The sequence below is a fragment of the Chryseobacterium daecheongense genome (genome assembly GCA_027920525.1).
Taxonomy (GTDB): Bacteria; Bacteroidota; Bacteroidia; order Flavobacteriales; family Weeksellaceae; genus Chryseobacterium; species Chryseobacterium proteolyticum.
The window spans coordinates 2,874,246-2,898,169 of the sequence record CP115858.1 but is presented as its reverse complement, the minus strand read 5'-3'; the positions used below and the strand labels follow the sequence as shown (position 1 = coordinate 2,898,169).

The window sequence follows — 23,924 nt, the reverse complement described above, 5'->3', positions numbered from 1 at the left end:
CAATTTTTTTTGCAAATATATTGTTTTTAATTATTCTAAATAAATCATAATGTTGATATTTATCACGTAAGTCTTATTGAGAGGATAATAAAAAAGCCTTTTTATAACTTTTTAGTTCGGATGGGACGATGTTTTTCCCAGATAAAAGCTTTTAATTGTATGGATTATTTATTTTGGGCAAAAAAAACCGCAACAAATTTACTTGTTGCGGTTTTTCGTATGTATTAATTATTTCTTATGCTGGGATTTCTCCTTTGTACAAGAAAGAAATAATTTCTTTATTCATTTTGTCTACCATTTCACTGAACAGGTGGAAAGATTCTTGTTTATAAATTACAAGCGGATCTTTTTGTTCATAAACAGCTCCTTGTGAAGATCTTCTTAAGTCATCCATTTCACGTAAGTGAAGTTTCCAGTTTTCATCGATGATTGATAACGTAATATTTTTCTCGAAATCGTTGATCAGCGTATCGCACTGGCTTTCAAAGGCATCTTTAAGATCCGTAACAATTGTAAGCGTCTTATGTCCATCCGAGAAAGGAACCTGAATCATTTTGAACATTGAACCCTGATTTTGGTATACATTTTCAATGATAGGGAATGATTTCTCCTTCAACAGATTCAACTTCATCTGATAATCTTCCTGTGCTGCTTTGAAAAGGATATTCGTAAGATCCTGAACAGATTTGTTACCGAAATCACTTTCAGAAACAGGAGAACCCATTGTGAAATGTTTGATGACTTCAAATTCAAAATCTTTGAAACTGCCATTAGCTTTACCTTTGGCTGCAATAGAATTTGCAACGTCAAATATCATATTGGTAATGTCATACTTCAGGTGATCTCCGAATAATGCGTTCTTTCTTCTTTTATAGATTACGTCACGCTGCTTATTCATTACATCATCATACTCAAGAAGTCTCTTTCTGATTCCGAAGTTATTTTCCTCTACTTTTTTCTGAGCTCTTTCAATAGACTTGCTGATCATAGAATGCTGAATTACTTCTCCTTCCTTATGACCCATTCTGTCCATCATCTTGGCAATTCTTTCAGATCCGAACAAACGCATCAGATTATCTTCAAGAGATACATAGAACTGGGAGCTACCAGGGTCACCCTGACGTCCTGCTCTACCTCTTAGCTGTCTGTCAACACGTCTTGAATCGTGTCTTTCTGTACCGATAATTGCTAAACCTCCCGCTTCTTTTACTTCTTTGGAAAGTTTGATATCCGTACCACGACCTGCCATGTTGGTTGCAATGGTCACCACTCCCGGCTGTCCTGCTCCAGCTACAATTTCCGCTTCCTTCTTGTGAAGTTTTGCGTTCAATACCTGGTGTGGGATTTTTCTTAGCTGAAGTGCTTTGGATAGTAATTGAGATATTTCAACAGAAGTTGTACCAACCAGAACAGGTCTTCCTGCTGCTGTTAAGCTTTCAACTTCTTCAATAACTGCGTTGTATTTTTCTCTGTTGGTTTTATATACCAGATCCTGTCTGTCATGTCTTAAGATAGGACGGTTGGTAGGGATAACCACAACATCTAATTTGTAGATTTCCCAAAGCTCACCCGCTTCCGTTTCTGCTGTACCGGTCATCCCCGCAAGCTTATTGTACATACGGAAATAGTTCTGAAGCGTTATCGTCGCAAAAGTTTGGGTAGCAGCCTCAATTTTTACATTTTCTTTCGCTTCGATTGCCTGGTGAAGACCATCTGAATAACGACGTCCTTCCATGATACGTCCTGTTTGCTCATCAACGATTTTAACTTCACCATCAATTACTACATATTCATCATCTTTTTCGAACAATGTATATGCTTTTAATAATTGGCTCATCGTGTGAACACGCTCGGATTTTTCAGCGAAATCAGAGAATAATTTTTCTTTAGCCTCAAATTCTTCTTCTTTAGATAAATTTTTAGCCTCCAGTTCTGCAATTTCAGTTCCGATATCAGGAAGAACAAAGAAGTTAGGATCTGAGTTTCCTTGTGACATATACTCTACCCCTTTATCTGTAAGATCTACCTGATTGTTTTTTTCTTCAATTACAAAATACAGATCTTTATCTACGATCGGCATATCACGGTTGTTATCCTGCATGTATTGCCCCTCAACTTTTTGAAGCAACGCACGGTTACCGCTTTCCGATAAAAATTTAATCAATTGTCTGTTTTTCGGAAGACCTCTGTAGGCCTGAAGCAATTTAAAACCTCCTTCTTTCGTATTTCCTGCAGCAATTAATTTTTTTGCTTCATTGAAAATTGTTGAAACAGTTTTTTTCTGTACCTCTACAATTCTGTCGATAGAAGGTTTTAATACATCAAATTCCTGTCTGTCTCCCTGAGGTACAGGACCTGAAATAATCAAAGGTGTTCTTGCGTCATCTACCAATACAGAATCTACCTCATCCACGATGGCAAAGTTCAATTCTCTTTGTACCAGTTCTGAAGGTGAAGTCACCATGTTATCTCTCAGGTAATCAAAACCGAATTCGTTATTGGTTCCGTAAGTGATATCCGAGTTATAGGCTTTTCTTCTTCCGTCTGAATTCGGCTGGTGGTTATCGATACAGTCGATGGACATTCCATGGAACTGATAAAGAGGTCCCATCCATGCGGAGTCCCTTTTAGCAAGGTAGTCGTTTACGGTAACTACGTGAACTCCTCTTTCCGGAAGAGCATTTAAATAAATAGGTAATGTTCCTACCAGGGTTTTACCTTCACCGGTTGCCATCTCGGCAATTTTACCGCTGTGAAGAATAACCCCTCCGATAAACTGAACATCATAATGGACCATATCCCAAACTACAGGAGTTCCGGCTGCATCCCAAGAGTTTTTCCAAACGGCTGTATCTCCTTGAATTTCTACGAAATCTTTAGTTGCTGCAAGTTCTCTGTCTGTCGCAGTTGCTGTTACGCGGATCTCTCCGTTCTCTGCCCATCTTCTTGCTGTCTCTTTTATCAATGCAAAAGCTTCAGGAAGAATCTGGCTAAGAACTTTTTCTTCAATTTCGTATGATTCTTTTTTAAGAGATTCAATTTTTGAGAAAAGAGCTTCTTTTTCATCAACATTCGTTGAGTTTTTTATCTGCTCTTTTATTTGTTCTATTTGCGCTGTAATGGTACTTGTTGCTGATTTGATCTTATCTTTAAACTCAGCAGTTTTTTCTCTTAAACCATCATCACTCAATTGCTGAATGGTAGGTTCAACAGCTTTGATTTTTGTTACAACTTTTTTTACTTCTTTTAGGTCCTGCGCTTTCTTGTCTCCCAAAAACCCCTTAAGAACTTTATTTAAAAAACTCATAAAATTTTGATTTAGGCTCAAAACTTAAGCCTTGAGCATTTTAATTATTACACCTTAGCGGGTGCTTATGATATATCTAAAAAAGCTTTAAACACAGAGCTTAAAGCCTTTTACAGTTTAATATTCGTCTTCATTCCAAAGGTAATCCTCATCAGTAGGATAGTCACTCCAGATCTCATCAATGGCGTCATAAATTTCTCCTTCATCTTCAATAGCCTGAAGGTTTTCCACTACTTCCATTGGGGCACCAGTTCTGATTGCATAATCAATAAGCTCTGCTTTTGTCATTGGCCAAGGTGCGTCACTTAAATACGAAGCTAATTCTAATGTCCAGTACATAATTTTTCTATTTTTTTTGCAAAAGTATAAAAATAGGTTATATAATAAACTTTTTTATACCTGATTTTCAATTCTTTTTATTAACTTTTGTTCACTACAGGCGTTATTCCCTTTATATAAGGATGCCTGCAACTTACTTGTTGTCATTTTCTCAAAAACCATTCCATAAATTTTTTTATGCCATTTTGGAAGTCTGTGGCTGGTTTGTAGCCAATTAATGTCCGGGCTTTTGTAATATCTGCATTGGTTTTTATGACATCTCCGGGTTGCATCGGCAGCATTTTCTTTGACGCCGTTTTACCAAGTGCTTTTTCTATGGCAGAAAGCATGTCTGATAAACAGATGACTTCACTTTCTCCCAGGTTGATGATCTCGTATACTTTGGTGTTTTTTTCCAGATAATGGATCGATTTAATAATGCCATCGATAATATCATCGATATAGGTATAGTCTCTCGCTGTATTTCCATCACCATAATAAGGAATTTCCTGGTTTTCAGAAATTAATCGGGTAAACTTATGTATCGCCAAATCGGGTCTTTGTCTGGGACCGTACACCGTAAAAAACCGAAGTTGTATCATATCGATATCATAAAGATGATGGTAAACATGTCCGAGGATCTCACAGCACTTTTTGGTAGCAGCATAAGGGGAAATAGGATTGTCTACGTTATCTGTTTCTGAAAAAGGAATCTTGGTGTTGTTTCCGTAAACGCTTGAAGAAGAGGCGCAAATAAACTTTTTAATGTTGAACTCATTACACAGCTCCCAAAGATTCATTGTTCCTTTTACATTCACTTCTTCGTATTCAAGAGGTTTTTCTATAGAAGGACGCACGCCGGCAAGTGCAGCAAGGTGAATAACCATGTCAATCTTATGATTGCGGAATATTTCTTCAAGTTTATTTTTATGTCTGATATCCTGGAAATACAGTGTGTAATTATCTGACTGAGTGGTGATAATTAAATTTTTAATATCATTTTCCTTATCTGAAAAATCAAAATCCAAAGTTTTACCTACAGATTCTAATGTATTTTTAATTTTTATCTGATAATTATAAAAATTATCAAAGTTGTCTACGTTTATGACAGAATGTCCATTTTTCAACAGGGATTCTATCAAATGAGAACCGATAAATCCACTTCCTCCAGTTATAAGATACCTCATTCGTGTTTTTTTATTAGCACAAAAATATAAAATTTACTACTTGAAAATATAATCATTAAATTTACTTAAAAAAGTAATATAAAGTTAATATGCAGTTTCAAGGGCAAATTTTAAAAATGACGAGTTATGATGATCAGCCGATTCAGTACTATCTTAATCTTTCCGGGGACCTTATTCACATGAATGAATTGTTCGGGAAAGAGCTGACCATAAGACATACAGGGTTCCAGTGTGTAAACTGTGGAGAAAATAAACCCATATACAGAATGGGTTTCTGCAAAAGCTGCTTTTTTGAAAGCCCATATGCAAGTGACACTATTATCCGTCCCGAACTTTCAACCGCTCATTTGGGAGTAGCAGAGCGTGACCTGGAAATAGAAAAAGAAATCCAGCTGCAACCGCATACCGTATATTTAGCCTATACAGGAGATGTGAAAGTAGGAGTGACACGAAATACCCAGATCCCAACAAGATGGATCGATCAGGGCGCAACTTTTGCTTTACCTATTGCCAGGACGGAAAACCGCTATGAAGCGGGAATGATAGAAGTTGCATTAAAAGATCATTTACCGGATAAAACCAACTGGAAGAAAATGCTTCAGGATGATTTTGAAGGAGAGCTGGATCTGGCGGATTTTCAGCAGAAAATAAAACAGTATTTTCCTGATGACTTTCAGAAATTTTACAGTGAAGGAGAAGAACTTTGGAAATTTGATTACCCTTTTGACAAGCCGGAAAAAGTCAGCTCATTTACGCTGGATAAAAAACCTGAATTTACGGGAAAGTTAACCGGGATAAAAGGACAGTACTTAGGATTCCAGGGAGGAGATTTTATAAATGTAAGAGGACATGAAGGGTATGTAATAGAGTTGAGTGTAAAAAATTAATGTTATATTTAGATATAATTACCTGAAATCACAAATATGAAAAAATGGGTTAAAAAGCTATTGATTAGCCTGGGAGTATTAGCTGTCATTTTTTTGCTGGCTAACCTCGGATTAAATATCTGGCTTAAAACCCAGCTTCCTAAATATATCAAGAACAATACAGATTATAAAGTTTCCTACAAGAAGCTCGATGTGGATTTGGGAAGTGGAAATATCCTGGCCCAAGGAATAACAGTTAATAGTAAAAACCCACAAAATACGGATGTGATAGGTCTGCAAGGGACAATAGATACCTTGAAGATCAGTAGATTCGGGATTTATGATGCCTTATTTAATAAGAAGATCAGTTCAAAGGATCTTTCGTTGGTGAAACCCAATCTGAATATTACGCTTGCTAAGCCCATAGATAAAAAGACAGGAAAGAAGCGTAACCCGGTGTTGTTTGAGAATATACGGATCAACAACGGGAACATTAACGTATTCAGACACACAAAACAAAAGTTTGTAGGAGTTAAGGAGTTTAATTTATTTGTCGAAAACCTTCAGATGACTGAGGAGTCTGTAGAAGACAAATTACCCGTGGTGTTTGATCGGTATGATATCAAAGGAAAAGATTTTTTCTTTCGCCCGGATAATATTTATGCCATAAAAATCAACAAAATAACAACCACAAACGGGCAAATGCGGGTAGAAGATTTTAAGCTGTTGCCGTTATTGACCATCAATCAGTTCAAAAGATTTTATCCCCAGAAAAATAAATTATTCCAGTTCAACATTCAGAGAATGGAATTTAAGGATGTTGTTTTAAAGAAAAATAATATTTCTCTTGCTAATGCAAGCCTCCTTGATCCGATATTGCTAGTATATGATACCGGAGCTCCGGCCCAAAAAAAAGGTAAACCTTTCAATTTTGAAGTGAACCTCGAAGATGTTGTATTGAGAAACGGTGAAGTACGGATTATTAAACCGGATGGTAATAAACTTTTGTCTGCTCAAAGTTTGAACCTTAATATCAATAAGTTTGTATTTAATAAAGAGTCTGCTGAGAATATTATTCCTGTAGGGTATAAAAATTTTAACTTTTCTGGCAGAAATATTTATTATGCGGGCAAGCAGAATATTAAGGTTAGCAGCATTGCACTAAACCCAAAGAGTGGAGAGATAAGAGATATTACTGCATTACCAACAGATTCAAAAACATCAATGGATCTTAAGGCGAACCATGTTGCTTTTAATATCAACAAATGGGAATTTATCGATAAAAAACTTAATCTCGATGTTAAAGATATCCTGGTGAATGGGGTGCACGGTACAATAAAAACCCGTGAAGTCGCTCAAAAGCAGAAATCTGAAATAAAGGGAATTCAGTTTCCTGTCATCATAAGAAAGGTAATTGTAAAAAACTCAAATATCATTTATGAGAAAGGAAATCAGCCGTTAAGTTTTAATGATCTGAATGCTACAATAAATGGAATAGAACTTAAGCCTAAGGCAAATAATGACGGTATTGGATTAACGGCAAAAGATTATGGGCTTACGACAAAAAACTTTGCTTACAAGACGAAGTTTTATAACATGAGTATTGCTTCTTTGAATGTCAGTAAAAACAAAGTTCAGATCAGTAACTTTGTCATGAAGCCTATTGTATCAAGAGCGCAATTTATTAAAATGATTCCTGTTGAAAGAGATTTGTATGATCTGAAAGCGGGTCAGATTACCGCGGAAGGGAATTGGGATTTATTTTCCGGCAATAAATTTATTAATGCTTCCCATGTTGTCATTCAATCTGCTGATGCCAATATTTTCAGGAGCAAGATTCCAGCAGACGATCCAAAAGAAAAACCTTTGTATTCAAGGATGCTTCGGTCTATAAAAATACCGATGTATATTAATAATCTGGACTTAAAGAATTCTGTTTTGGTGTATGAAGAAGATACGCCTGAAAGTTCAGGACCTGGAAAACTGACATTCAGTAACTTTAATATGAATGTCAAAAACCTTAATTCAGCAAAGTTGAAAGGAAAACCTACCCAGGTACATATTAAAATAGACTGCTCATTCATGAACCTGGCTCCTTTGGGAGTCAACTGGAATTTTGATGTCGCCAATCAGCATGATGATTTTACAATTTCAGGAAAGGCTGTTAATCTTCCTGCGCAGGGAATCAATCCTTTTATCCGGCCATATCTTCATATAACAGCTACAGGAACCATACAGGAGATGCTTTTCAATTTTAAAGGAAATCCTGCAGGACTTGGCGGAACTTTTAACCTGAAGCATAAAGATCTGAAAATTGCCATCTTAAATAAAGAGAATAAGGAGAAGAAAGGGTTTTTAACTGCGGTAGCGAATTTGTTTATCAAATCAAACTCTGGGCAGTTTCCGGAATCTGTAACAGTGGAAAAAGTAGAAAGGGATCCTACCAAATCCTTTTTTAATTTATTCTGGAAAGGGATTCAGGAAGGGCTGAAGAAAACGCTGATAGGGGTTAATACGGATAAAGCTAAAAAAGCAGTTAAAAAGACAGTTGCGGCAGTGAATGATGTTAAAACAAGTATTAAGGATATTAAACAAACCGTATCAAGTGATCATAAGGAAGAACTAAAAAAAGAAGATCCTCCTCAGGCTGAAGAAGAAAAGAAAAAAGGATTTCTGAAAAATGTTTTTAAGAAAAAGGAAAAGCCCGAAAAAGAATAATTCCGGGCTTGATCAATTTATTTTAGAAGTTGAATTCGTCACTTTCCTGAACCGGAATGTCTCTTAAAAATTCATCAAATTTTTCTCCGGGATAATTGCTGTCGGCACCATAAGAATCTATGATCATTCCGATATTTCCTGCTGTATCCTTAACTACATATAAAACTGCATTGTCATCAGGAGCACTATCTCCTTCAAAACGGTAAGTTTTTAAGATGGTGAGATCAGACGGCTGGTATTTTTTTTCTGAATTTTCAAACTTCATCTCGCTCGATTCGTTCATTCTGAATTCCCTTTGTATACCTCTTTCTGACAAGGTCTTCATTACCTGGCTTAATGTGGTCATTCTGTCGATGTTTTCTGAATTATCCATAATTATACTTTTAAACATTAGTACAATAATTAAACCATTAATCAATCATTTTGTAGCCTGGATAAAATATTCTTCGTCTGAAATGTTTTTTTAATGTTAACAAAATTTATAATTGAATAAAATGGAAAAGGTACATTTTTTGTTGTAGTGAAAGTATTAAATCGAACAGAATATGAAAAAGGAAATTGGAGTTTTATTGGCAGGAGGTGTAGGACTTTTGGCAGTATTAAGTTTCTTAGGAATAAAAAAGATTTTAAATAAAAAAGATAAAAAATACAGTGATTATTATTCAGATTATCACAGACACTTTGATGGAAAGGATCATGAAGATGAATATCATGGTGTCGAATTTTATGCAATGAAGTAGTAAAACAATATATCTAATTATGTTAAAACCGGCGCCTGTAAAGGGGTCGGTTTTTTTGTGGAAAACTTTAGTGTTAAAACTCATTACTTTTTGATCAAAGCCATCTAATTTTACATCAGGATGCAGAACGAAAATATCATAAAAGGTCAGGGAGCTCAGCGAAATGTAATCAATCGTTTCGACAGGTATACCTTTGAGCCTGAAGATGAAGATTTCGAAACAATAAAAACATCTTTCACTGAAGTTTTTCCCAAGACAATTGTTAATCAGGTGAAAAGTGAAGATCTTCCAATGGAGTATTCAATGAATCCTTATCAGGGATGTGAGCATGGATGTGCGTATTGCTTTGCGCGGCCCACTCATGAATATTGGGGATATAGCGCAGGAATTGATTTTGAACGGAAGATCATGGTAAAGAAAAATGCTCCACAATTGCTGGAAAAATTTTTCCAAAAAAGAGGATATCAGGCAGCTCCGATTTTACTTTCGGGCAATACTGACTGTTATCAACCTGCTGAAAGACAATTTGAGATTACAAGACAGCTTCTGAAAGTTTGTCTCGATTACAGACATCCTGTCAATGTTTTAACAAAAAATGCATTGGTGTTACGTGATCTCGATCTCTTGCAGCCTATGGCAGAACAAAACCTGGTTTCTGTCTCTCTGAGTATTCCAACCATCAATGAAGAATTGCGGCGAAAGATGGAACCGAGGACCAGTTCCGCGAATAATAAATTAAAGGCAATAGAAGTTCTGTCGCAGCATAAGATCCCTGTTAATGTGATGGTGGCCCCAATTATTCCGGGACTCAATAGTGATGAACCATTACATATTTTAAAAACAATTTCTGAAGCAGGGGCGCAAAGCTTTGGTTATACCCTGGTAAGGCTGAATGATACGGTAGAGCCTGTTTTTGTGAGATGGATAGAAGCCAGTTTTCCTGACAGGGCACAAAAGGTCCTTAATCTTATACGTTCCATGAGGGGCGGAAAATTAGGAGATAAAAGGTATTTTGAAAGGCAAAAAGGAGAGGGGAATATCGCTGAGATGATCCATAATACTTTTAAAATTGGCAGGAAAAAGTATTTTGATGGAAAAGAATTTCCTAAACTATCTACAAAAAACTTCACCGGAACAAAAGAGCAGCAACTGAGGCTATTTGAATAGAAAAACAAAACCGCTCCATTTATGGAGCGGTTTTTTATGACTTTTAATTTCAATTACATTGAATCAACAGGACACTTGAAATCATCACTGCAGGTTGCACAGATAACAACTCCGTTACAGTAATACATGCAGAATTCTTCTACAGGTTTGATCCCGGCTCCTGAAATTGCTTTTAATTGGCTGTTGTTTAGTTTTTTTAAGTTTTTCATATTGTTTTAATTAAAAATTTGACACTAAAGTAAATATATAATTAAAATTCGAAATGAAAAAATTAAAAATATAGATTATTTTTTAATTAATCCGAGCTCAATCAGTCTTTCATGTAAGAATTCTCCGGCAGTCGTATCTTCGTACAATTTCGGATTGTTTTCATCTATACAATTTTCAAGACAATTCAGAGACATCCCACTTACCGGATGCATAAAAAAAGGAATCGAGTATCTTGAAGTCCCCCACAATTCCCTTGGTGGATTTACCACTCTGTGAATAGTAGATTTTAATTTGTTGTTTGTATGCCTTGAAAGCATATCTCCTACATTGATCATCAGTTCATCCGGTTCCGCAATAGCGTCAATCCATTCGCCGTCGTGGTTTTGGACCTGAAGTCCCTTCCCCTGAGAACCCATCAGAAGGGTGATCAGGTTGATGTCACCATGAGCCGCAGCTCTTACAGCATCATCCGGTTCCTGGGTGATTGGTGGATAATGGATAGGTCGTAAAATAGAGTTTCCTTCTGCTATTTTATCATCAAAATAAAATTCATCCAGACCAAGATATAATGCCAGAGCTCTCAGAACATATTTTCCTGTTTTTTCAAGCATCTGGTATGTTTCTTTACCTACTTTGTTGAATTCCGGAAGTTCTTCAACGATAACATTGTCCGGATACTCCGTTTTGTATTTGGAATCATCAGACACATATTGCCCGAAATGCCAAAATTCTTTTAAGTCTCCTTTTTTGAAACCTTTCGCGGTTTCTTTACCAAATCCTACATAACCTCTTTGTCCTCCGATTCCGGGAATTTCATACTTCTGTTTTGTTTCCGTAGGAAGATCAAAAAAGTTTTTTACCTCTCCATAAAGATTGCTTACCAACTGGTCATCAAGGAAGTGCCCTTTTAGAGCAACAAAACCAATTTCTTCGTAAGCTTTTCCGATTTCATTTACAAATTTCTGTTTGCGTTCCGGGTTGTCCGAAAGGAAATCACGCAGGTCTACACTAGGTATTTTATCCATTTTTAGAAATTTAACGTGGCGCTAAATTACGTCTTTTTTAAATTAAATGATTTTACAATTAAGTATTTATGAACTACATTTGTGATATGAAAAAATATTCTTCTAAGAGAAGCATTCAGATATTGGCAAATCTTCTCCAGCAGTACGGGATTTCAGATGTTGTTATTTCTCCCGGATCGAGAAATGCACCGCTTGCAATTCATTTTTCAGAGATTGATCATTTTAACTGTTTTAGCATTGTAGATGAAAGAAGTGCTGCCTTTGTTGCACTTGGGATGGCTAAAAGCGAAAAAAAGCCGGTGGCCATTACCTGTACCAGTGGTTCTGCAACAGTTAATTATTATCCTGCTGTAACGGAAGCGTTTTATCAGAATGTCCCCCTGTTGGTGTTAACTGCCGACAGACCAGTGGATTTCGTGGATATTTTTGATGGACAGACGATCCGTCAGAATAATATTTTTCATCAGCATTCTTATGGAGACTTCCAGCTTTTAGAGGATAAAGAAGAAAATGCAGAGGATATCAATTTTGAAATGATTAAAAAGGCGATTGAGCTTTGTTTTGAAAAACAAGGTCCTGTGCACATCAATATTCCTCTTGAAGAACCTTTATATGAATTGGTTTCTGAACTTCCTACTTTTCCAACCGTGGAAAAAACGATTAAAAAGAAAGAATATGAAATTCCTTCGAATCTTGTAGCGGATTGGAATACTTCACAACGTATCATGATCCTGGTGGGGACAAAGGATTATATTCCTGAGCTTGAAAATCAGCTGTCACAATTGGTTAAAAACCACACAGCGGTTGTTTTGAGTGAGGCGAATTCAAATGTATACCATGAAAAATTCTTTAGATTTATAGACCGTTATATCTTTAATTTTACTGAAGAAGATTATAAAAAATATGCACCGGATTTATTAATCACGGTAGGGCAGAACGTAGTTTCCAAAAAAGTGAAACAATTTTTAAGAAAAGCCCGCCCAAAGCAGCATTGGCATCTTGATGAAGTCTGGCAGCCGGATACTTATTTTTCTTTAACAGAGAAAATAGAGGTAAAACCGGAAGTATTCTTTTCTAAGTTATTGAAGTTTATTAATCTTGAGCCAAGGCCATATTATAACCTTTGGGATGTTCTTAGAGATAAGAAAGATGCTAAACACGAGAAGTTCTTAAACCTTGTTGAGTTTTCGGATTTTTATTTCTTTAACAAGGCTTCACAAACCGTACCGGAGAACTATAATATCCACTTCAGCAATAGTTCAGGTATCAGATATGCTCAATTATTTGATTTTGGCAGGAGAAAGATGTATTGTAACAGAGGAACAAGCGGAATTGATGGTTCTACTTCAACTGCAATGGGGTTTGCCATTAAAAACTCCAATCCTACTTTATTAATTACAGGAGATTTGAGTTTCTTCTACGATATTAATGGCTTGTGGAATCAATATATCCCGCCTTTTGTAAGGATTATCATCTTTAATAACGGAGAAGGAAATATTTTTAAAATTATTCCGGGACCTGGCAATGCCAATCCTAATACGCTCGATGAGTTTATAGCAACAAAACACCATAAAAATGCTGAACATCTTGCGAAGCATTTTGGGTTTTCTTACACCAAAGTGGAAGATGACAGAACGTTAGACCGGGTTTTAGACAATTTTTTCAAACCCGATACTTTGCCTAAAATTCTGGAAATCAATACCCACGGGACCAACAGTGCAGATGTCCTTAAGGGATATTTTGAATTTATGAAAGAAAGCTAAAGATCCAGATACTCTTCGTTGCCGGGTAAATTGTTAATCCTGGCAATGGGATAGATAAACATATCATCGAAGTCATTCAAAGCATTGATCAATTGGAAATGGGAAAACTCTTTAATGTTTTGTAGGGTGATTTCCGTTTCCTTTATTTTCTTTTTCTTTAATAGGTTCTGTCTTTGAACACCGTTCAAAAGGTGAGTGGAAGGAGTAAACCACTCCTTACCCTTCATAAATAAAATATTGGAGAACGAAGTATCAGTGATATGGTTGTTTTTGACAATGATAATTTCCTCGGCTTTAGATTTCATCTTCATTTTTTCAAGTTCCTTACGGTCTTCAAATTTAAATGAATAGTCAAAAGTATTATTTTCTACCAATTGAAAGTCTAATATTTCCGGAATGGCATAAGGAATCATTTGTGTTCTGACTTTCTTGTCCAGATCATAAGCAATTCTTAATTTGAAAAGGCCGTCTTCATCATGGTTGAGGCTTTTGAACAATTTGGAAAGATCTATTGATCCTTCTTTCCCAAAGTGTGCAAAGGTTTCATTCACCCTTTTTTGGTGAAGATCTAACAAAAAAACTTCCTGATCTTCAACTTTAATACTTTCAATAAATTGGAACATAAATTTTGTTTTTCATTTCCTGATATTCATCTTCTAATTTGCTCATATGCGTTATTCCGCCACCACTTTTAAAATATAAAGTGTCGTTTTCCTTTTCAATAAAACGGATCATTACACAACTGTCTACATTTTTACCATCAAACCAGCCGCATACGCCCGTATAATATCCTCTTCCATAGCCTTCGGCATCTAGAATGATTTCCAGTGTCTTTGGTTTTGGAGCACCTAAGATAGAACCTGCAGGAAGCAGAGTTTTCATGATACTTCCAATTTTGCCTTCAAATTCAGGTTTTATATTTCCTACAATTTCAGAACTCATGGCATATAGGTTCTTTTGTTGCGTTTTAATCAGGTCAATATTCTGAAAATGAGTTACCTCTACTTCGTCTGACACCATGCTTAGATCATTTCTTAGCAAATCTACAACCGTATAATGTTCAGCTTTTTCTTTTTTATCATTCTTAAGGATTTCTTTTGCATTTTCAAGAGAGGCATCGATGGTTCCTTTCATTGGATATGTGAAAATTTTACCGTCAATGATCTTTACAAAAGTTTCCGGAGAAAAAAATACGAAAAAATCTTTATAAAAAACTTTATATTTCGCATCTGAGTGAAGAAATATCTCTTCTAGGGATAAATTTGTTTCAATTTGAGTTTTTCTTGTATAATTAACTAGGTAGGAGTTTCCTAGACTAATATTTTTCTGAACTTTATCAAATCCTGCTTTAAAGCTCTCTAATGTTTCCGGATAGGACTTCCATTCAATTTTTTTGTCAAGGGTCTTGCTCTTTTTTAGCGTTGAAAATGATTGAAAATCAATCTGTAAACCCGATTTATCAAGTTCGTTTTCTAAGTAGATTTCCACATTTTCACACAAGAAGTCGATGATGAAGAAATAAGGAGTCTTCCGGATAGAAAGCTCATCCATTTCTATAAATTTTTGATGATTCATTGAAAACATTCGACAAAAGTACTTATTGATGTTTACTTTTGCACAAAATATTTTTACATGCAGAACAAATATCCGCAGAAACCGGGAATTGATTTTATACTGAAGCAGGCATTTTTCTATTGGAATAAAACTCTGATTTTTCAACTGATGTTTTCCATTATTTACTTTGCTATATTTTTTACGGGAATGTTTTTCTTCGGTTCCCGGTTTGGAATATGGGAGCAGAGCCAGGAGTTGTCTGAAGCACTTCGTTTGGGTACCAAAGTCTATATGGAAAAAGCGGCCGCAATGAGTGCAACCGAGAACTATCAGAAATTCAGCTATGGAATACTGGGGATCATTGTTTTTCTTTATCCTCTGAACCTTGGATTTTTCCAGATTTTCAGAAAAATGGACCTTAATGAAAAAATAGTTTTGGGGGATCTGTTTGCGGGATATAATGGACTAAATTTCTTTAAATATATCAGTTACTTTTTATTCTGGTTTTTCATTTATCTTTTAACTGCACAAACTATTATCCTTGGTGTTGCGTGGGTATTTGTAACCATTTTTGTTGCTCCGCTTATGTTTTTTGCTGATAAAAGAATTTTTGAAGCAATTACATTGAACTTTAAAGCTTTGAAAATGTACTTTGTAGAAATTGCAGTATGTATTATCGTAGCATTTATTTTTAAATATGCCGGATTTGCTCTGTTTCTGGTGGGAGGACTTTTTACATTTCCTTTTTGGAATGCAATTATATATTCACTATACAAGACTGTTTTTTCAGAAAAAAATTAAATTTTAGCATTGCTTAATGCTTTTTTTATCAAAAAAAATTAAATTTGGTAAAACATTAAAAAAATTAAGCCATGTCTGGATTCGACGAATTTGATCAGCAAGGTTCTGTTCCCAACAGGGATACCGGATCAATTATTTCTCATGCCTTTGAAATGTATAAAGGGGTATTTCTTTATGCTATAGTTGCTATGATAGTATATCTTATCGGGGGATTTATTATTCAGTCTGTAACAGGCTTCAATTCTGCTTCCATGGTGGAAGAGATGAAAAATGCAGGGGATGACATTTCCGCTTTTAGTTATTGGAATGCACCCGGATTTCCTTTATATCTTACTTTATCAGGATTGCTGGGAATTCTTCTGGCTCCGTTATATGTGGGATTGATCTATATTGTAAATAAATACAACACAAAAAATGCAATAGAATTCTCGGATCTATTTATCGGATATCGCCAGAATTTCGTGAATATATTGATATACAGTCTTATATCGGGCGTTATATCCAGTATAGCGATTTCTATATGCTTTTTCCCGTTCTTCTTTGTATATCCTTTACTGTTGCTAGGGTATCCTATTTTATTATTTGAAAATGCTTCAGCTACCGAGGCTCTGGGGAAATCATTCAATATCGCAAAAGAAAACTACGGAACTTTCCTTGGCACTACTATTGTAGGGTTTTTAATATCATTTGCAGGTATTGTGCTTTGCTTTATAGGAGTTATTATTACCGCTCCGTTCATCATGGTGGTAATGTACTCGGTCTATTGTGCTTTCCTGGGGAAACCAAGGCAAATAATGTTCAAATAATATATGAATAAAGAAAAACAAATAAGCGGGGTTGCAATAAAACAGGTTTTCCTGTTGGCTATAATTTTGGTATTGACAGGGCTGATTTGTTTTAATCTTGCGCTATTTATTCCTTCCGTATTAGGAGCCATTACAATTTATGTCGTTTGCAGAAAATATAATTTTTACCTACAGGAAGTAAAAAAATGGAAGCCCTGGCTGGCTTCATTTGTACTGATGCTGGCAAGCCTCATTATTCTGATTTTACCCATTTATTTTATTGCAGATCTTTTAATAGATAAGCTTGGGAACGCACAGGCTTATATGGCGAAATTTAATGTGTTTCTTGAGAAAATACATACTTATATTGATAAGAAATTTGGATTTGATATCCTGAGCAAGGAGAATATGGATAAAGTAAAAGGCTCTGTTGGAAAGGTTTCTACCATTGCCTTAAGTGGAACATTTAATACGCTTACGGTAATTATGTCCATGTATTTTATTCTTTATTTCCTTCTGGAAAAGCCCAGATTATTTGAAAAGATACTTACTTCATCGGCTCCTTTAAAAAGAGCTAATGTCTCTTTGATAGGAGAGAAAATGAGAAAACTCATCATAGCTAATGCAATAGGAATTCCTGTTGTGGCTATAGGCCAGGGGGTGGTTGCATTGATTGGTTATTTCGTATTCGGAGCACCAAGCCCTGTTCTTCTTTTTGCATTAACCGCTGCGGGATCTATGATTCCTGTTGTAGGGGCTGCAATTGTGTATATTCCTGTTTGTATTTATATGATAGCCGTGGGGGATACAGGACCGGGCCTTGGATTGGCAGCGTACTGTCTTGTTGTGGTAGGCCTAACAGATAATTTACTTCGTTTTACTTTATTGAAAAAACTGGAAGATATCCATCCGCTGAATACCGTATTCGGAATTATTATGGGGATGAATCTTTTTGGCTTTATGGGTCTTATTTTTGGGCCTATCCTGATTTCTCTTACCCTTCTACTTATTCAGGTGTACAGAAATGAATTTTCAGATAACGAAACACATCCCGACCTGCAATTACCGGATAAAGATGATGATGTGGAAAATGTGGACTTAATACTTTAATATTATAATTGTGGAAGGAATAAATTCGGAAATACTAAAGGAAATTTGTATTGTAAAAATGCCTTTTGGAAAATATGAAGGGACAATACTTGCAGATTTACCGGTAAGTTACCTGGAGTGGTTTAACAGGCAGGGGATGCCCAAAGGAAAATTGGGAATGCAGCTCTCAACCATTTATGAAATAAAACTGAATGGGCTGATGGATTTGCTCACTCCGATCAGGCAATTATACGGATCGCCTAAAAATAAGACCTATAAATTTTAAACTATACGTATGGATTCTAAAAAACTGGTGGAAACATTAAAGTTGGAGCCACATCCGGAAGGAGGATATTATAAAGAAACATATAGGAGTGAACAAACATTAGCCTTAAAAGAGGGGAGTGTAAGAAACGTAAGTACAGCTATTTATTATATGCTGGAAAATGAAAATAAGTCTTCATTTCACCGGATCAAGTCTGATGAGTTGTGGTTTTTCCACCAGGGTGAACCTTTGGAAATTGTTTTTATTAAAGATGGGAAATTGCATACCATATTATTGGGGAATTCTTTAGAAAATGGGGAAGTCCCACAAGTAAGAATAGAAGCAGGTATGTGGTTTGCAGCAAAAATATCAAATGGTACAGGCTATTCATTAGTAAGCTGTACAGTTGCTCCGGGATTTGATTTTTTAGATTTTGAACTAGCAGAAAGAAGTGTATTACTTCAACAATATCCTGATTTAAAAGAAGTCATCGAAGAGTTTACACATTAATGATCGTGTAGGCGAATTCTCATTAACTATTTAGTTGGTTTGATAAATTACGGGAATTAGAAAGAGAACACAACCAATAAAAAAAGCAAAAGTTAATAAGTGAATCCTGTAATCATTTATTCTTAAGAAAAGAAACTGATTGACTATTCTTAGAGCCCAAAATCCTGAATTCACGAATAAAAAACATTTACCAAAGTTTGTTTCTAAGATATCTTTATTAAAATAAAGACATATTGACCCTGTGGTAAAGAAAACAAAAATCATATGGATATTTAAGATTTGCATTATTCCTTTGTTAATCTGAGAAAGTTTTGACAAATCTTTTTTCCAATTAAAAAACGTCCAGAAAAATAAATGAAACCCACCAAGTAATAAAGAATAAATTCCACAAATAATGATGGTTGTTTCCATTGTTGTTCTCGATTAGTTTTTCAAACCTGCAATCTCATCTCTTAGTTTAGCCGCTTTTATGAAATCAAGATTTTTTGCTGCAGCTTCCATTTCCTTCTGCTTTTGCTCAATTATTTTCTCAATATCTCCGCTTGCATAATTTGCTTTGGTTTCAGCAACTTTCTGTAAAATTTCCTTGTGGGTATATTTTTCATCCGGGAAGTCCTTGCTTCGTCCTACTAGATTTTCAGAGATTTTTTTATTTAAAGCAGTCGGAACCAGGCCGTTTTCTTCGTTGTGCTTCATCTGCTTTGATCGGCGATATTCCGTTTCATCTAAAGTAGCCTGCATAGATTTCGTGATTTTATCGGCATACATGATTGCTTTACCATTGACATTCCTTGCGGCTCTTCCGACCGTCTGGATCATTGATCTTCTGCTTCTTAGCATTCCTTCTTTATCTGCATCCAATATGGCTACGAGTGAAACTTCAGGTAAATCCAGTCCTTCCCTTAAAAGGTTAACACCAATTAAAACATCGAAAACTCCCAATCGAAGGTCCTGCATAATCTGGATACGCTCCAATGTTTCAACGTCTGAGTGGATATATCGTGTTCTGATTCCAAATTTTGTAAAATACTTGGTCAGCTCTTCAGCCATTTTTTTGGTTAATGTAGTCACCAGTACTCTTTCGTCTGCTGCAGCGCGCTTATGAATTTCTTCCATCAGGTCATCGATCTGGTTAAGCGAGGGTCTCACTTCTATAACAGGATCTAAAAGCCCGGTAGGACGGATAATTTGTTCAATATAAGCTCCTCCCGTTTTTTCAAGTTCGTAATCTGCAGGCGTAGCAGACACATAGATCACCTGATTCTGCATGCTTTCAAATTCTTCGAATTTCAAGGGCCTGTTATCCATTGCTGCCGGCAGCCTGAAGCCATATTCTACCAGGGCTTCTTTTCTGCTTCTGTCTCCGCCATACATCGCGTGAACCTGAGGAACTGTAACGTGACTTTCATCAATGACCATCAGAAAATCCTTTGGAAAATAATCAATCAGGCAGAAAGGCCGGGAGCCGGGTAATCTACCATCCAGGTATCTTGAATAGTTTTCTATTCCTGAGCAGTAGCCAAGTTCCTTAATCATTTCAAGATCAAGTTCTGTCCTTTCCTGTAGCCTTTTTGCCTCCAGAGGTTTTTCAATTGAGTTGAAGAAGTCTACCTGTTTGACCATATCATCCTGAATGTTCCTTATCGCTCCGTTTAAGGTCTCCTTTGAAGTTACAAATAGGTTGGCCGGATAAATCTGAATTTGCTCGAAATTGGAAGTTACATTTCCGGTAACAGGATCAAAACTTTGGATTTTCTCAATCTCGTCTCCAAAAAACTGGATTCTTATCGCATCATCGGCATAAGCAGGAAAAACATCTATTACATCTCCTTTTACCCTAAAGGTCCCTCTCTGGAATTCGTTCAGGGTTCTTGCGTAAAGAGCACTTACCAAAGAATGAAGAAGAGCTGTTCGGGTCACTTTCTCGCCGATTCCGATAGAGATCAGTGATTTATGAAATTCAGTTGGATTCCCGATACCGTAAATGCACGAAACTGAAGCTACAATGAGAACGTCTCTTCTTCCGGATAATAAGCTTGCCGTTGCGGAAAGACGTAGTTTTTCTACTTCCTCATTAATGCTGAGGTCCTTTTCTATATAAGTTCCGGTAGTGGCAATATAAGCTTCGGGCTGATAATAGTCGTAATAACTCACAAAATATTCTACCGCATTTTCAGGAAAAAACTCTTTAAATTCCATGAATAGCTGAGCTGCTAAAGTTTTATTATGAGCTAAAACTAAAGTTGGCCGCTGAACATTATTCACGACATTAGCAATGGTAAATGTTTTTCCGGATCCTGTAACCCCTAATAAGGTTTGATATTTCTCGCCGATTTCAATGCCTTCGGTAAGCTTTTCAATGGCCTGAGGCTGATCGCCGGTAGGTTTATATTCTGAATGAAGATTAAAATTCATACATCAAATTTATAAAAAAAAAGAGTCCTTTTCAGGACTCTCATAATTATTATCATTTTTTCTTATTTTCAAATATCATAGCTAATGGCAGCTTAAAAACCGTTGGTGCGGGTTTACCATCTGCCAGTGCGGGTTTCCAGTTGATATTTTCTGTAGAGGCTTTAATGGCTCTTACGCTCTCGTCATTAAAAAGTTTGTTTTTTCCATCTGCCACTACTTTTTCTACTGTCCCTTCGGCATTTATTGAAATGAATACATTAGATTGGAGCCGGCCTTCATCTCCTTTAAATACACTACCGTTAAAATTTTTTGCCACCTTGTTTCGGAATTCATTAATTCCCTGAGGGAATTCTGCCTGGATAAAAGAAGTGCTCGCCGGAGGCGGAGGTGGTGGGATGTTCTGATCTCCACTCATGTTTGCTTTCTTAGATCCATTTTTTTCTACACGAGGAGGAGATGGAGGCGGAGGTGCGCTATTTTTATTGATTTTTGCCTTTTTTACATTCGCCTTTTTTGTGGGGCGAATGGTGTCCGTAATACTTTGGTGATCTTTCCTACTCTGCTTAGAAGATATTTCTTGTAAAGTACTGAAGGATTCTACTGCATATTCTTCCATGGGTGTACCGTTACCTGAAACGTAATTGCTGGCATAGGTCTTTTGGACAAATAAGGCAAAGGCTGTTATGAGTATAGGGATGGTAATGGCTTTTTTTAAGCTTGCGAATTTGGTTTTTTTAGTGTTCATCATAATAAATCGTTTTTTTGTGTTGTTGAAATTAAATGAGTGTGTGAAATCAAATTTTTGAGAATCAATTATTTCATCGAGTATCAGATTTTGATAATCTTTGATATTGAAATTGTTTTTCAATACGCGGTCATCAGCTAAGAATTCATGATTGGTGATCATTGCTCTTCTGTAGAAAAAGAGGGCAGGATTAAACCATGTTATTACCTTTAAAAACTCGATCAGGAATAGATCCCAGCTATGCTTTTGATCCAGATGGCTTTTTTCATGTAAGAATATCCTTGGATCAATTTGGTCGTTAATAAGATAATTTTTCCCCAGGTAAATAGTTTTTCCAAAGGTGAATGGGGAGAGGTTATTCTCAGAGATGATTATTTTATACCCTTCCTGATATCTTACTTTTCCTTTTATATTCCGGATTTTTAAAATTGAGAGCAATGCCTTTACTAAAAGCATTAAAGTAATAGCTCCATATATAATCCAAAGAATATTGGTCCATTCAAAAGCTTCTTCCTTAGCCGGAAGGCTTAATATCTGTTGAGTGGTTTCTTCAAAAATTAGTTGTGGACTTTCTGTTGTAACGGGACCTTTTGCTGTGATTGAGATAAAAGGAACCGTATAGGCAAATGCGAGGGAAAAAAGCAGAAAGAACCTGTTAAAGTGGTGCGTTTTTTCTTTTTCCAATAACAAATGGTACACTCCAATAAAAAGTGAAGAACACAAAACAATTTTAAAAAAAATGTAAAGCATCTTTATTCTTTTATTTTCTGATCAATTATTTCGCGCAGTTCAATCAATTGCTTCTGGGTTAGTTTTGTGTTGGATGTAAAAAATGAAGCAAACTGGGTCACGGAGCTGTTGAAAAAGCGGTCAATCATGGAAGTCATTTCTTCCCTGAAATATTCTCCTTTAGCTACTTTTGGGTAGTATTCACGGGAATTTCCATATAATGTGTATCCTATCAGATCTTTATTCTGCATTCTTTTAAGCAATGTAGCTACTGTAGTGGATGCAGGTTTGGGTTCCGGGTAAAGATCCAGAATATCTTTCATGAATACTTTCTGTTTATCCCAGATGATCTCCATGAGAACTTTTTCCGAATCTGTTAATTTTATTTCTTTCATATTCTACAATTTGAAATGTTGTTCTACAAATGTAGAATAAAATTTTAAATCAACAAATTTTATGGCACTATTTTTCCATTGTTTTTTTAACCAATAATCACAACGCTATGAAATTCAATAAGTTTTATGTACCAGTCATTAGTCTTTTTTTAGTTTTATCTTCATGCAAGAAAAATAACGTCAATGCTCAAAAGGTCAGCAGTGATGGAAGTGTGGAAACAGAAAAGCCTAATTCAGACTATAAACCTGCCTTTGCAGGACAAACCAGAATTAAGGCTGTAAAGACATCTACACCCTACAATGTTGAGGTTTTAAATAAAGATCTGGGCAGACCTTGGGGAATTATTAATTTACCAGACGGGAGATTTTTGATCACTGAAAAATCCGGGTTTATGAATGTTGTTTCTAAAGATGGGAAGCAGATTTCTAAGATATCAGGATTTCCTAAAGTCGATGCAAAAGGACAGGGAGGAATGCTGGATGTTGCACTGGATCCAGATTTTAAAAATAACAGTATTATTTACTTTAGTTTTTCTGAACCCTTTGGGAAGGGTAATCTGACCTCTGTAGCAAAAGGTAAACTTTCAGGAGATTTAAAAATGATATCAGATGTAAAAGTCATTTTCCGTGCTGAACCATCATATGACGGAGATAAACATTACGGAAGCCGATTGGCCTTTGATAAAGATGGGAATTTGTTTGTAAGTACCGGAGAAAGATCAGATAAAGAAACCAGGGTGTATGCCCAGAAAACGGATAATTATTTAGGTAAAATCCTTAAAATAACAAAAGAAGGAAAACCCGCTCCGGGAAATCCATTCATCGGAAAGGCCGGATTTAAACATGAGATTTATGCCTATGGTATAAGAAATCCGCAAGGTTTGGCAATAGATCCCAACGGGTCCTTATGGGATGTGGAAATGGGTCCAAGGGGAGGTGATGAAATTAACTTAATTCAAGCGGGTAAAAATTATGGATGGGGTGACGTAACCTATGGTATTGAATACTCCGGAGCGAAAGTGGGAGAGGGAATTACCCAGAGAGAGGGTACGGAGCAACCTGTTTATTACTGGGATCCGGTAATCTCTCCAAGTGGTGTTACTTTTTATACAGGAAATATAGATGAGTGGAAAGGTAATTTGTTTATTGGCTGCTTAAGTGGTGAACACATCAACCGGATTGTGATGAAAGATAATAAAGTGGTTGGAGAAGAACGTTTGCTTGCTGATCAGAAAGAAAGATTCAGGGATGTGTTGGATGGAATAGACGGAAACATCTATGCTGTTACCGACAGTGGGAAATTATATAAAATTTCTAAGAAATAAAAAAAAGGCT

22 protein-coding genes are annotated in these 23,924 nt (G+C 36.0%); 11 read left to right on the top strand and 11 right to left on the bottom strand.

What is annotated here, in order from left to right; all coding sequences use genetic code 11:
* Positions 1-235: 235 nt before the first annotated feature.
* From secA to PFY10_12755, 3 genes are all read right to left on the bottom strand, one after another.
* The gene (gene secA, locus PFY10_12765; protein ID WBV55107.1) at positions 236-3,307 is read right to left on the bottom strand and encodes a preprotein translocase subunit SecA; all 3,072 of its coding nucleotides are present in this window, start codon (positions 3,305-3,307) and stop codon (positions 236-238) included.
* A gap of 117 nt (positions 3,308-3,424) precedes the next feature.
* The gene (locus PFY10_12760; protein WBV55106.1) at positions 3,425-3,646 is read right to left on the bottom strand and encodes a DUF2795 domain-containing protein; all 222 of its coding nucleotides are present in this window, start codon (positions 3,644-3,646) and stop codon (positions 3,425-3,427) included.
* Between the two features lie 143 nt (positions 3,647-3,789).
* Positions 3,790-4,812, bottom strand: coding sequence for a GDP-mannose 4,6-dehydratase (locus PFY10_12755; protein ID WBV55105.1), 1,023 nt, complete (start codon positions 4,810-4,812; stop codon positions 3,790-3,792).
* Positions 4,813-4,901: 89 nt separating this feature from the next.
* Here PFY10_12755 and PFY10_12750 point away from each other — a divergent pair, with 89 nt between their 5' ends.
* Both PFY10_12750 and PFY10_12745 read left to right on the top strand, forming a co-directional pair.
* Positions 4,902-5,699, top strand: a complete 798-nt coding sequence (locus PFY10_12750) for a DUF2797 domain-containing protein (protein WBV55104.1) — start codon at positions 4,902-4,904, stop codon at positions 5,697-5,699.
* Between the two features lie 36 nt (positions 5,700-5,735).
* Positions 5,736-8,396 carry a hypothetical protein gene (locus PFY10_12745; GenBank protein ID WBV55103.1) on the top strand — a complete coding sequence of 887 codons (2,661 nt, stop codon included), beginning with the start codon at positions 5,736-5,738 and terminating at the stop codon, positions 8,394-8,396.
* 22 nt (positions 8,397-8,418) lie between these two features.
* Here PFY10_12745 and PFY10_12740 read toward each other — a convergent pair whose 3' ends face one another.
* Positions 8,419-8,769, bottom strand: coding sequence for a hypothetical protein (locus tag PFY10_12740; protein WBV55102.1), 351 nt, complete (start codon positions 8,767-8,769; stop codon positions 8,419-8,421).
* A gap of 172 nt (positions 8,770-8,941) precedes the next feature.
* On the opposite strand from PFY10_12740, the gene PFY10_12735 reads away from it, so the two are divergent.
* Both PFY10_12735 and PFY10_12730 read left to right on the top strand, forming a co-directional pair.
* Positions 8,942-9,136 carry a hypothetical protein gene (locus PFY10_12735; protein WBV55101.1) on the top strand — a complete coding sequence of 65 codons (195 nt, stop codon included), beginning with the start codon at positions 8,942-8,944 and terminating at the stop codon, positions 9,134-9,136.
* A 120-nt stretch (positions 9,137-9,256) separates the two neighbouring features.
* Positions 9,257-10,303 (top strand): PA0069 family radical SAM protein, encoded by a 1,047-nt coding sequence (locus PFY10_12730; GenBank protein ID WBV55100.1) that lies wholly within the window; start codon positions 9,257-9,259, stop codon positions 10,301-10,303.
* Between the two features lie 53 nt (positions 10,304-10,356).
* On the opposite strand, the gene PFY10_12725 is transcribed toward PFY10_12730, so the two are convergent.
* Both PFY10_12725 and PFY10_12720 read right to left on the bottom strand, forming a co-directional pair.
* Positions 10,357-10,512, bottom strand: a complete 156-nt coding sequence (locus tag PFY10_12725; GenBank protein WBV55099.1) for a hypothetical protein — start codon at positions 10,510-10,512, stop codon at positions 10,357-10,359.
* 75 nt (positions 10,513-10,587) lie between these two features.
* The gene (locus tag PFY10_12720; GenBank protein ID WBV55098.1) at positions 10,588-11,538 is read right to left on the bottom strand and encodes an isopenicillin N synthase family oxygenase; all 951 of its coding nucleotides are present in this window, start codon (positions 11,536-11,538) and stop codon (positions 10,588-10,590) included.
* Between the two features lie 86 nt (positions 11,539-11,624).
* Between PFY10_12720 and menD the strand changes: the two genes are divergently transcribed.
* Positions 11,625-13,301, top strand: a complete 1,677-nt coding sequence (gene menD / locus PFY10_12715) for a 2-succinyl-5-enolpyruvyl-6-hydroxy-3-cyclohexene-1-carboxylic-acid synthase (GenBank protein WBV58941.1) — start codon at positions 11,625-11,627, stop codon at positions 13,299-13,301.
* Here the strand turns inward: menD and PFY10_12710 are convergent.
* On the bottom strand, positions 13,298-13,924 hold the full coding sequence (locus tag PFY10_12710; GenBank protein WBV55097.1) for an aminotransferase class IV: 627 nt from the start codon (positions 13,922-13,924) through the stop codon (positions 13,298-13,300). The genes menD and PFY10_12710 overlap by 4 nt on opposite strands.
* Positions 13,908-14,885: an aminodeoxychorismate synthase component I gene (locus PFY10_12705; protein WBV55096.1), complete on the bottom strand. Its 978-nt coding sequence runs from the start codon at positions 14,883-14,885 to the stop codon at positions 13,908-13,910. Before PFY10_12705 ends, PFY10_12710 begins: the two co-directional genes overlap by 17 nt.
* Before the next feature lie 48 nt (positions 14,886-14,933).
* On the opposite strand from PFY10_12705, the gene PFY10_12700 reads away from it, so the two are divergent.
* From PFY10_12700 to PFY10_12680, 5 genes are all read left to right on the top strand, one after another.
* Positions 14,934-15,656, top strand: a complete 723-nt coding sequence (locus PFY10_12700) for a hypothetical protein (protein WBV55095.1) — start codon at positions 14,934-14,936, stop codon at positions 15,654-15,656.
* 71 nt (positions 15,657-15,727) lie between these two features.
* Positions 15,728-16,462: a beta-carotene 15,15'-monooxygenase gene (locus PFY10_12695; protein WBV55094.1), complete on the top strand. Its 735-nt coding sequence runs from the start codon at positions 15,728-15,730 to the stop codon at positions 16,460-16,462.
* A 3-nt stretch (positions 16,463-16,465) separates the two neighbouring features.
* Positions 16,466-17,551, top strand: a complete 1,086-nt coding sequence (locus tag PFY10_12690; protein ID WBV55093.1) for an AI-2E family transporter — start codon at positions 16,466-16,468, stop codon at positions 17,549-17,551.
* 19 nt (positions 17,552-17,570) lie between these two features.
* On the top strand, positions 17,571-17,816 hold the full coding sequence (locus PFY10_12685) for a DUF3820 family protein (protein ID WBV58940.1): 246 nt from the start codon (positions 17,571-17,573) through the stop codon (positions 17,814-17,816).
* Between the two features lie 9 nt (positions 17,817-17,825).
* Positions 17,826-18,305: a cupin domain-containing protein gene (locus PFY10_12680; GenBank protein WBV55092.1), complete on the top strand. Its 480-nt coding sequence runs from the start codon at positions 17,826-17,828 to the stop codon at positions 18,303-18,305.
* 423 nt (positions 18,306-18,728) lie between these two features.
* Here the strand turns inward: PFY10_12680 and uvrB are convergent, their stop codons facing one another.
* From uvrB to PFY10_12665, 3 genes are read right to left on the bottom strand one after another with little or no spacing between them, the layout of a single operon-like run.
* Positions 18,729-20,720, bottom strand: coding sequence for an excinuclease ABC subunit UvrB (gene uvrB, locus PFY10_12675; protein WBV55091.1), 1,992 nt, complete (start codon positions 20,718-20,720; stop codon positions 18,729-18,731).
* A gap of 52 nt (positions 20,721-20,772) precedes the next feature.
* On the bottom strand, positions 20,773-22,215 hold the full coding sequence (locus PFY10_12670; protein WBV55090.1) for a M56 family metallopeptidase: 1,443 nt from the start codon (positions 22,213-22,215) through the stop codon (positions 20,773-20,775).
* Positions 22,216-22,217: 2 nt separating this feature from the next.
* Complete coding sequence (locus PFY10_12665; GenBank protein ID WBV55089.1) at positions 22,218-22,589, bottom strand: BlaI/MecI/CopY family transcriptional regulator; 372 nt, start codon at positions 22,587-22,589, stop codon at positions 22,218-22,220.
* A gap of 107 nt (positions 22,590-22,696) precedes the next feature.
* On the opposite strand from PFY10_12665, the gene PFY10_12660 reads away from it, so the two are divergent.
* Positions 22,697-23,914, top strand: a complete 1,218-nt coding sequence (locus tag PFY10_12660) for a PQQ-dependent sugar dehydrogenase (GenBank protein ID WBV55088.1) — start codon at positions 22,697-22,699, stop codon at positions 23,912-23,914.
* Positions 23,915-23,924 lie beyond the last annotated feature (10 nt).

Excerpts from the sequence above, each read along its gene's own strand:
- PFY10_12740 (WBV55102.1), bottom strand. The coding sequence starts at position 8,769 with ATGGATAATTCAGAAAACATCGACAGAATGACCACATTAAGCCAGGTA.
- secA (WBV55107.1), bottom strand. The coding sequence starts at position 3,307 with ATGAGTTTTTTAAATAAAGTTCTTAAGGGGTTTTTGGGAGACAAGAAA.
- PFY10_12735 (WBV55101.1), top strand. The coding sequence starts at position 8,942 with ATGAAAAAGGAAATTGGAGTTTTATTGGCAGGAGGTGTAGGACTTTTG.
- PFY10_12710 (WBV55097.1), bottom strand. The coding sequence starts at position 13,924 with ATGTTCCAATTTATTGAAAGTATTAAAGTTGAAGATCAGGAAGTTTTT.
- PFY10_12680 (WBV55092.1), top strand. The coding sequence starts at position 17,826 with ATGGATTCTAAAAAACTGGTGGAAACATTAAAGTTGGAGCCACATCCG.
- PFY10_12720 (WBV55098.1), bottom strand. The coding sequence starts at position 11,538 with ATGGATAAAATACCTAGTGTAGACCTGCGTGATTTCCTTTCGGACAAC.
- PFY10_12745 (WBV55103.1), top strand. The coding sequence starts at position 5,736 with ATGAAAAAATGGGTTAAAAAGCTATTGATTAGCCTGGGAGTATTAGCT.
- uvrB (WBV55091.1), bottom strand. The coding sequence starts at position 20,720 with ATGAATTTTAATCTTCATTCAGAATATAAACCTACCGGCGATCAGCCT.
- menD (WBV58941.1), top strand. The coding sequence starts at position 11,625 with ATGAAAAAATATTCTTCTAAGAGAAGCATTCAGATATTGGCAAATCTT.
- PFY10_12755 (WBV55105.1), bottom strand. The coding sequence starts at position 4,812 with ATGAGGTATCTTATAACTGGAGGAAGTGGATTTATCGGTTCTCATTTG.
- PFY10_12700 (WBV55095.1), top strand. The coding sequence starts at position 14,934 with ATGCAGAACAAATATCCGCAGAAACCGGGAATTGATTTTATACTGAAG.
- PFY10_12665 (WBV55089.1), bottom strand. The coding sequence starts at position 22,589 with ATGAAAGAAATAAAATTAACAGATTCGGAAAAAGTTCTCATGGAGATC.
- PFY10_12660 (WBV55088.1), top strand. The coding sequence starts at position 22,697 with ATGAAATTCAATAAGTTTTATGTACCAGTCATTAGTCTTTTTTTAGTT.
- PFY10_12730 (WBV55100.1), top strand. The coding sequence starts at position 9,257 with ATGCAGAACGAAAATATCATAAAAGGTCAGGGAGCTCAGCGAAATGTA.
- PFY10_12690 (WBV55093.1), top strand. The coding sequence starts at position 16,466 with ATGAATAAAGAAAAACAAATAAGCGGGGTTGCAATAAAACAGGTTTTC.
- PFY10_12760 (WBV55106.1), bottom strand. The coding sequence starts at position 3,646 with ATGTACTGGACATTAGAATTAGCTTCGTATTTAAGTGACGCACCTTGG.
- PFY10_12670 (WBV55090.1), bottom strand. The coding sequence starts at position 22,215 with ATGCTTTACATTTTTTTTAAAATTGTTTTGTGTTCTTCACTTTTTATT.
- PFY10_12695 (WBV55094.1), top strand. The coding sequence starts at position 15,728 with ATGTCTGGATTCGACGAATTTGATCAGCAAGGTTCTGTTCCCAACAGG.
- PFY10_12725 (WBV55099.1), bottom strand. The coding sequence starts at position 10,512 with ATGAAAAACTTAAAAAAACTAAACAACAGCCAATTAAAAGCAATTTCA.
- PFY10_12705 (WBV55096.1), bottom strand. The coding sequence starts at position 14,885 with ATGTTTTCAATGAATCATCAAAAATTTATAGAAATGGATGAGCTTTCT.
- PFY10_12750 (WBV55104.1), top strand. The coding sequence starts at position 4,902 with ATGCAGTTTCAAGGGCAAATTTTAAAAATGACGAGTTATGATGATCAG.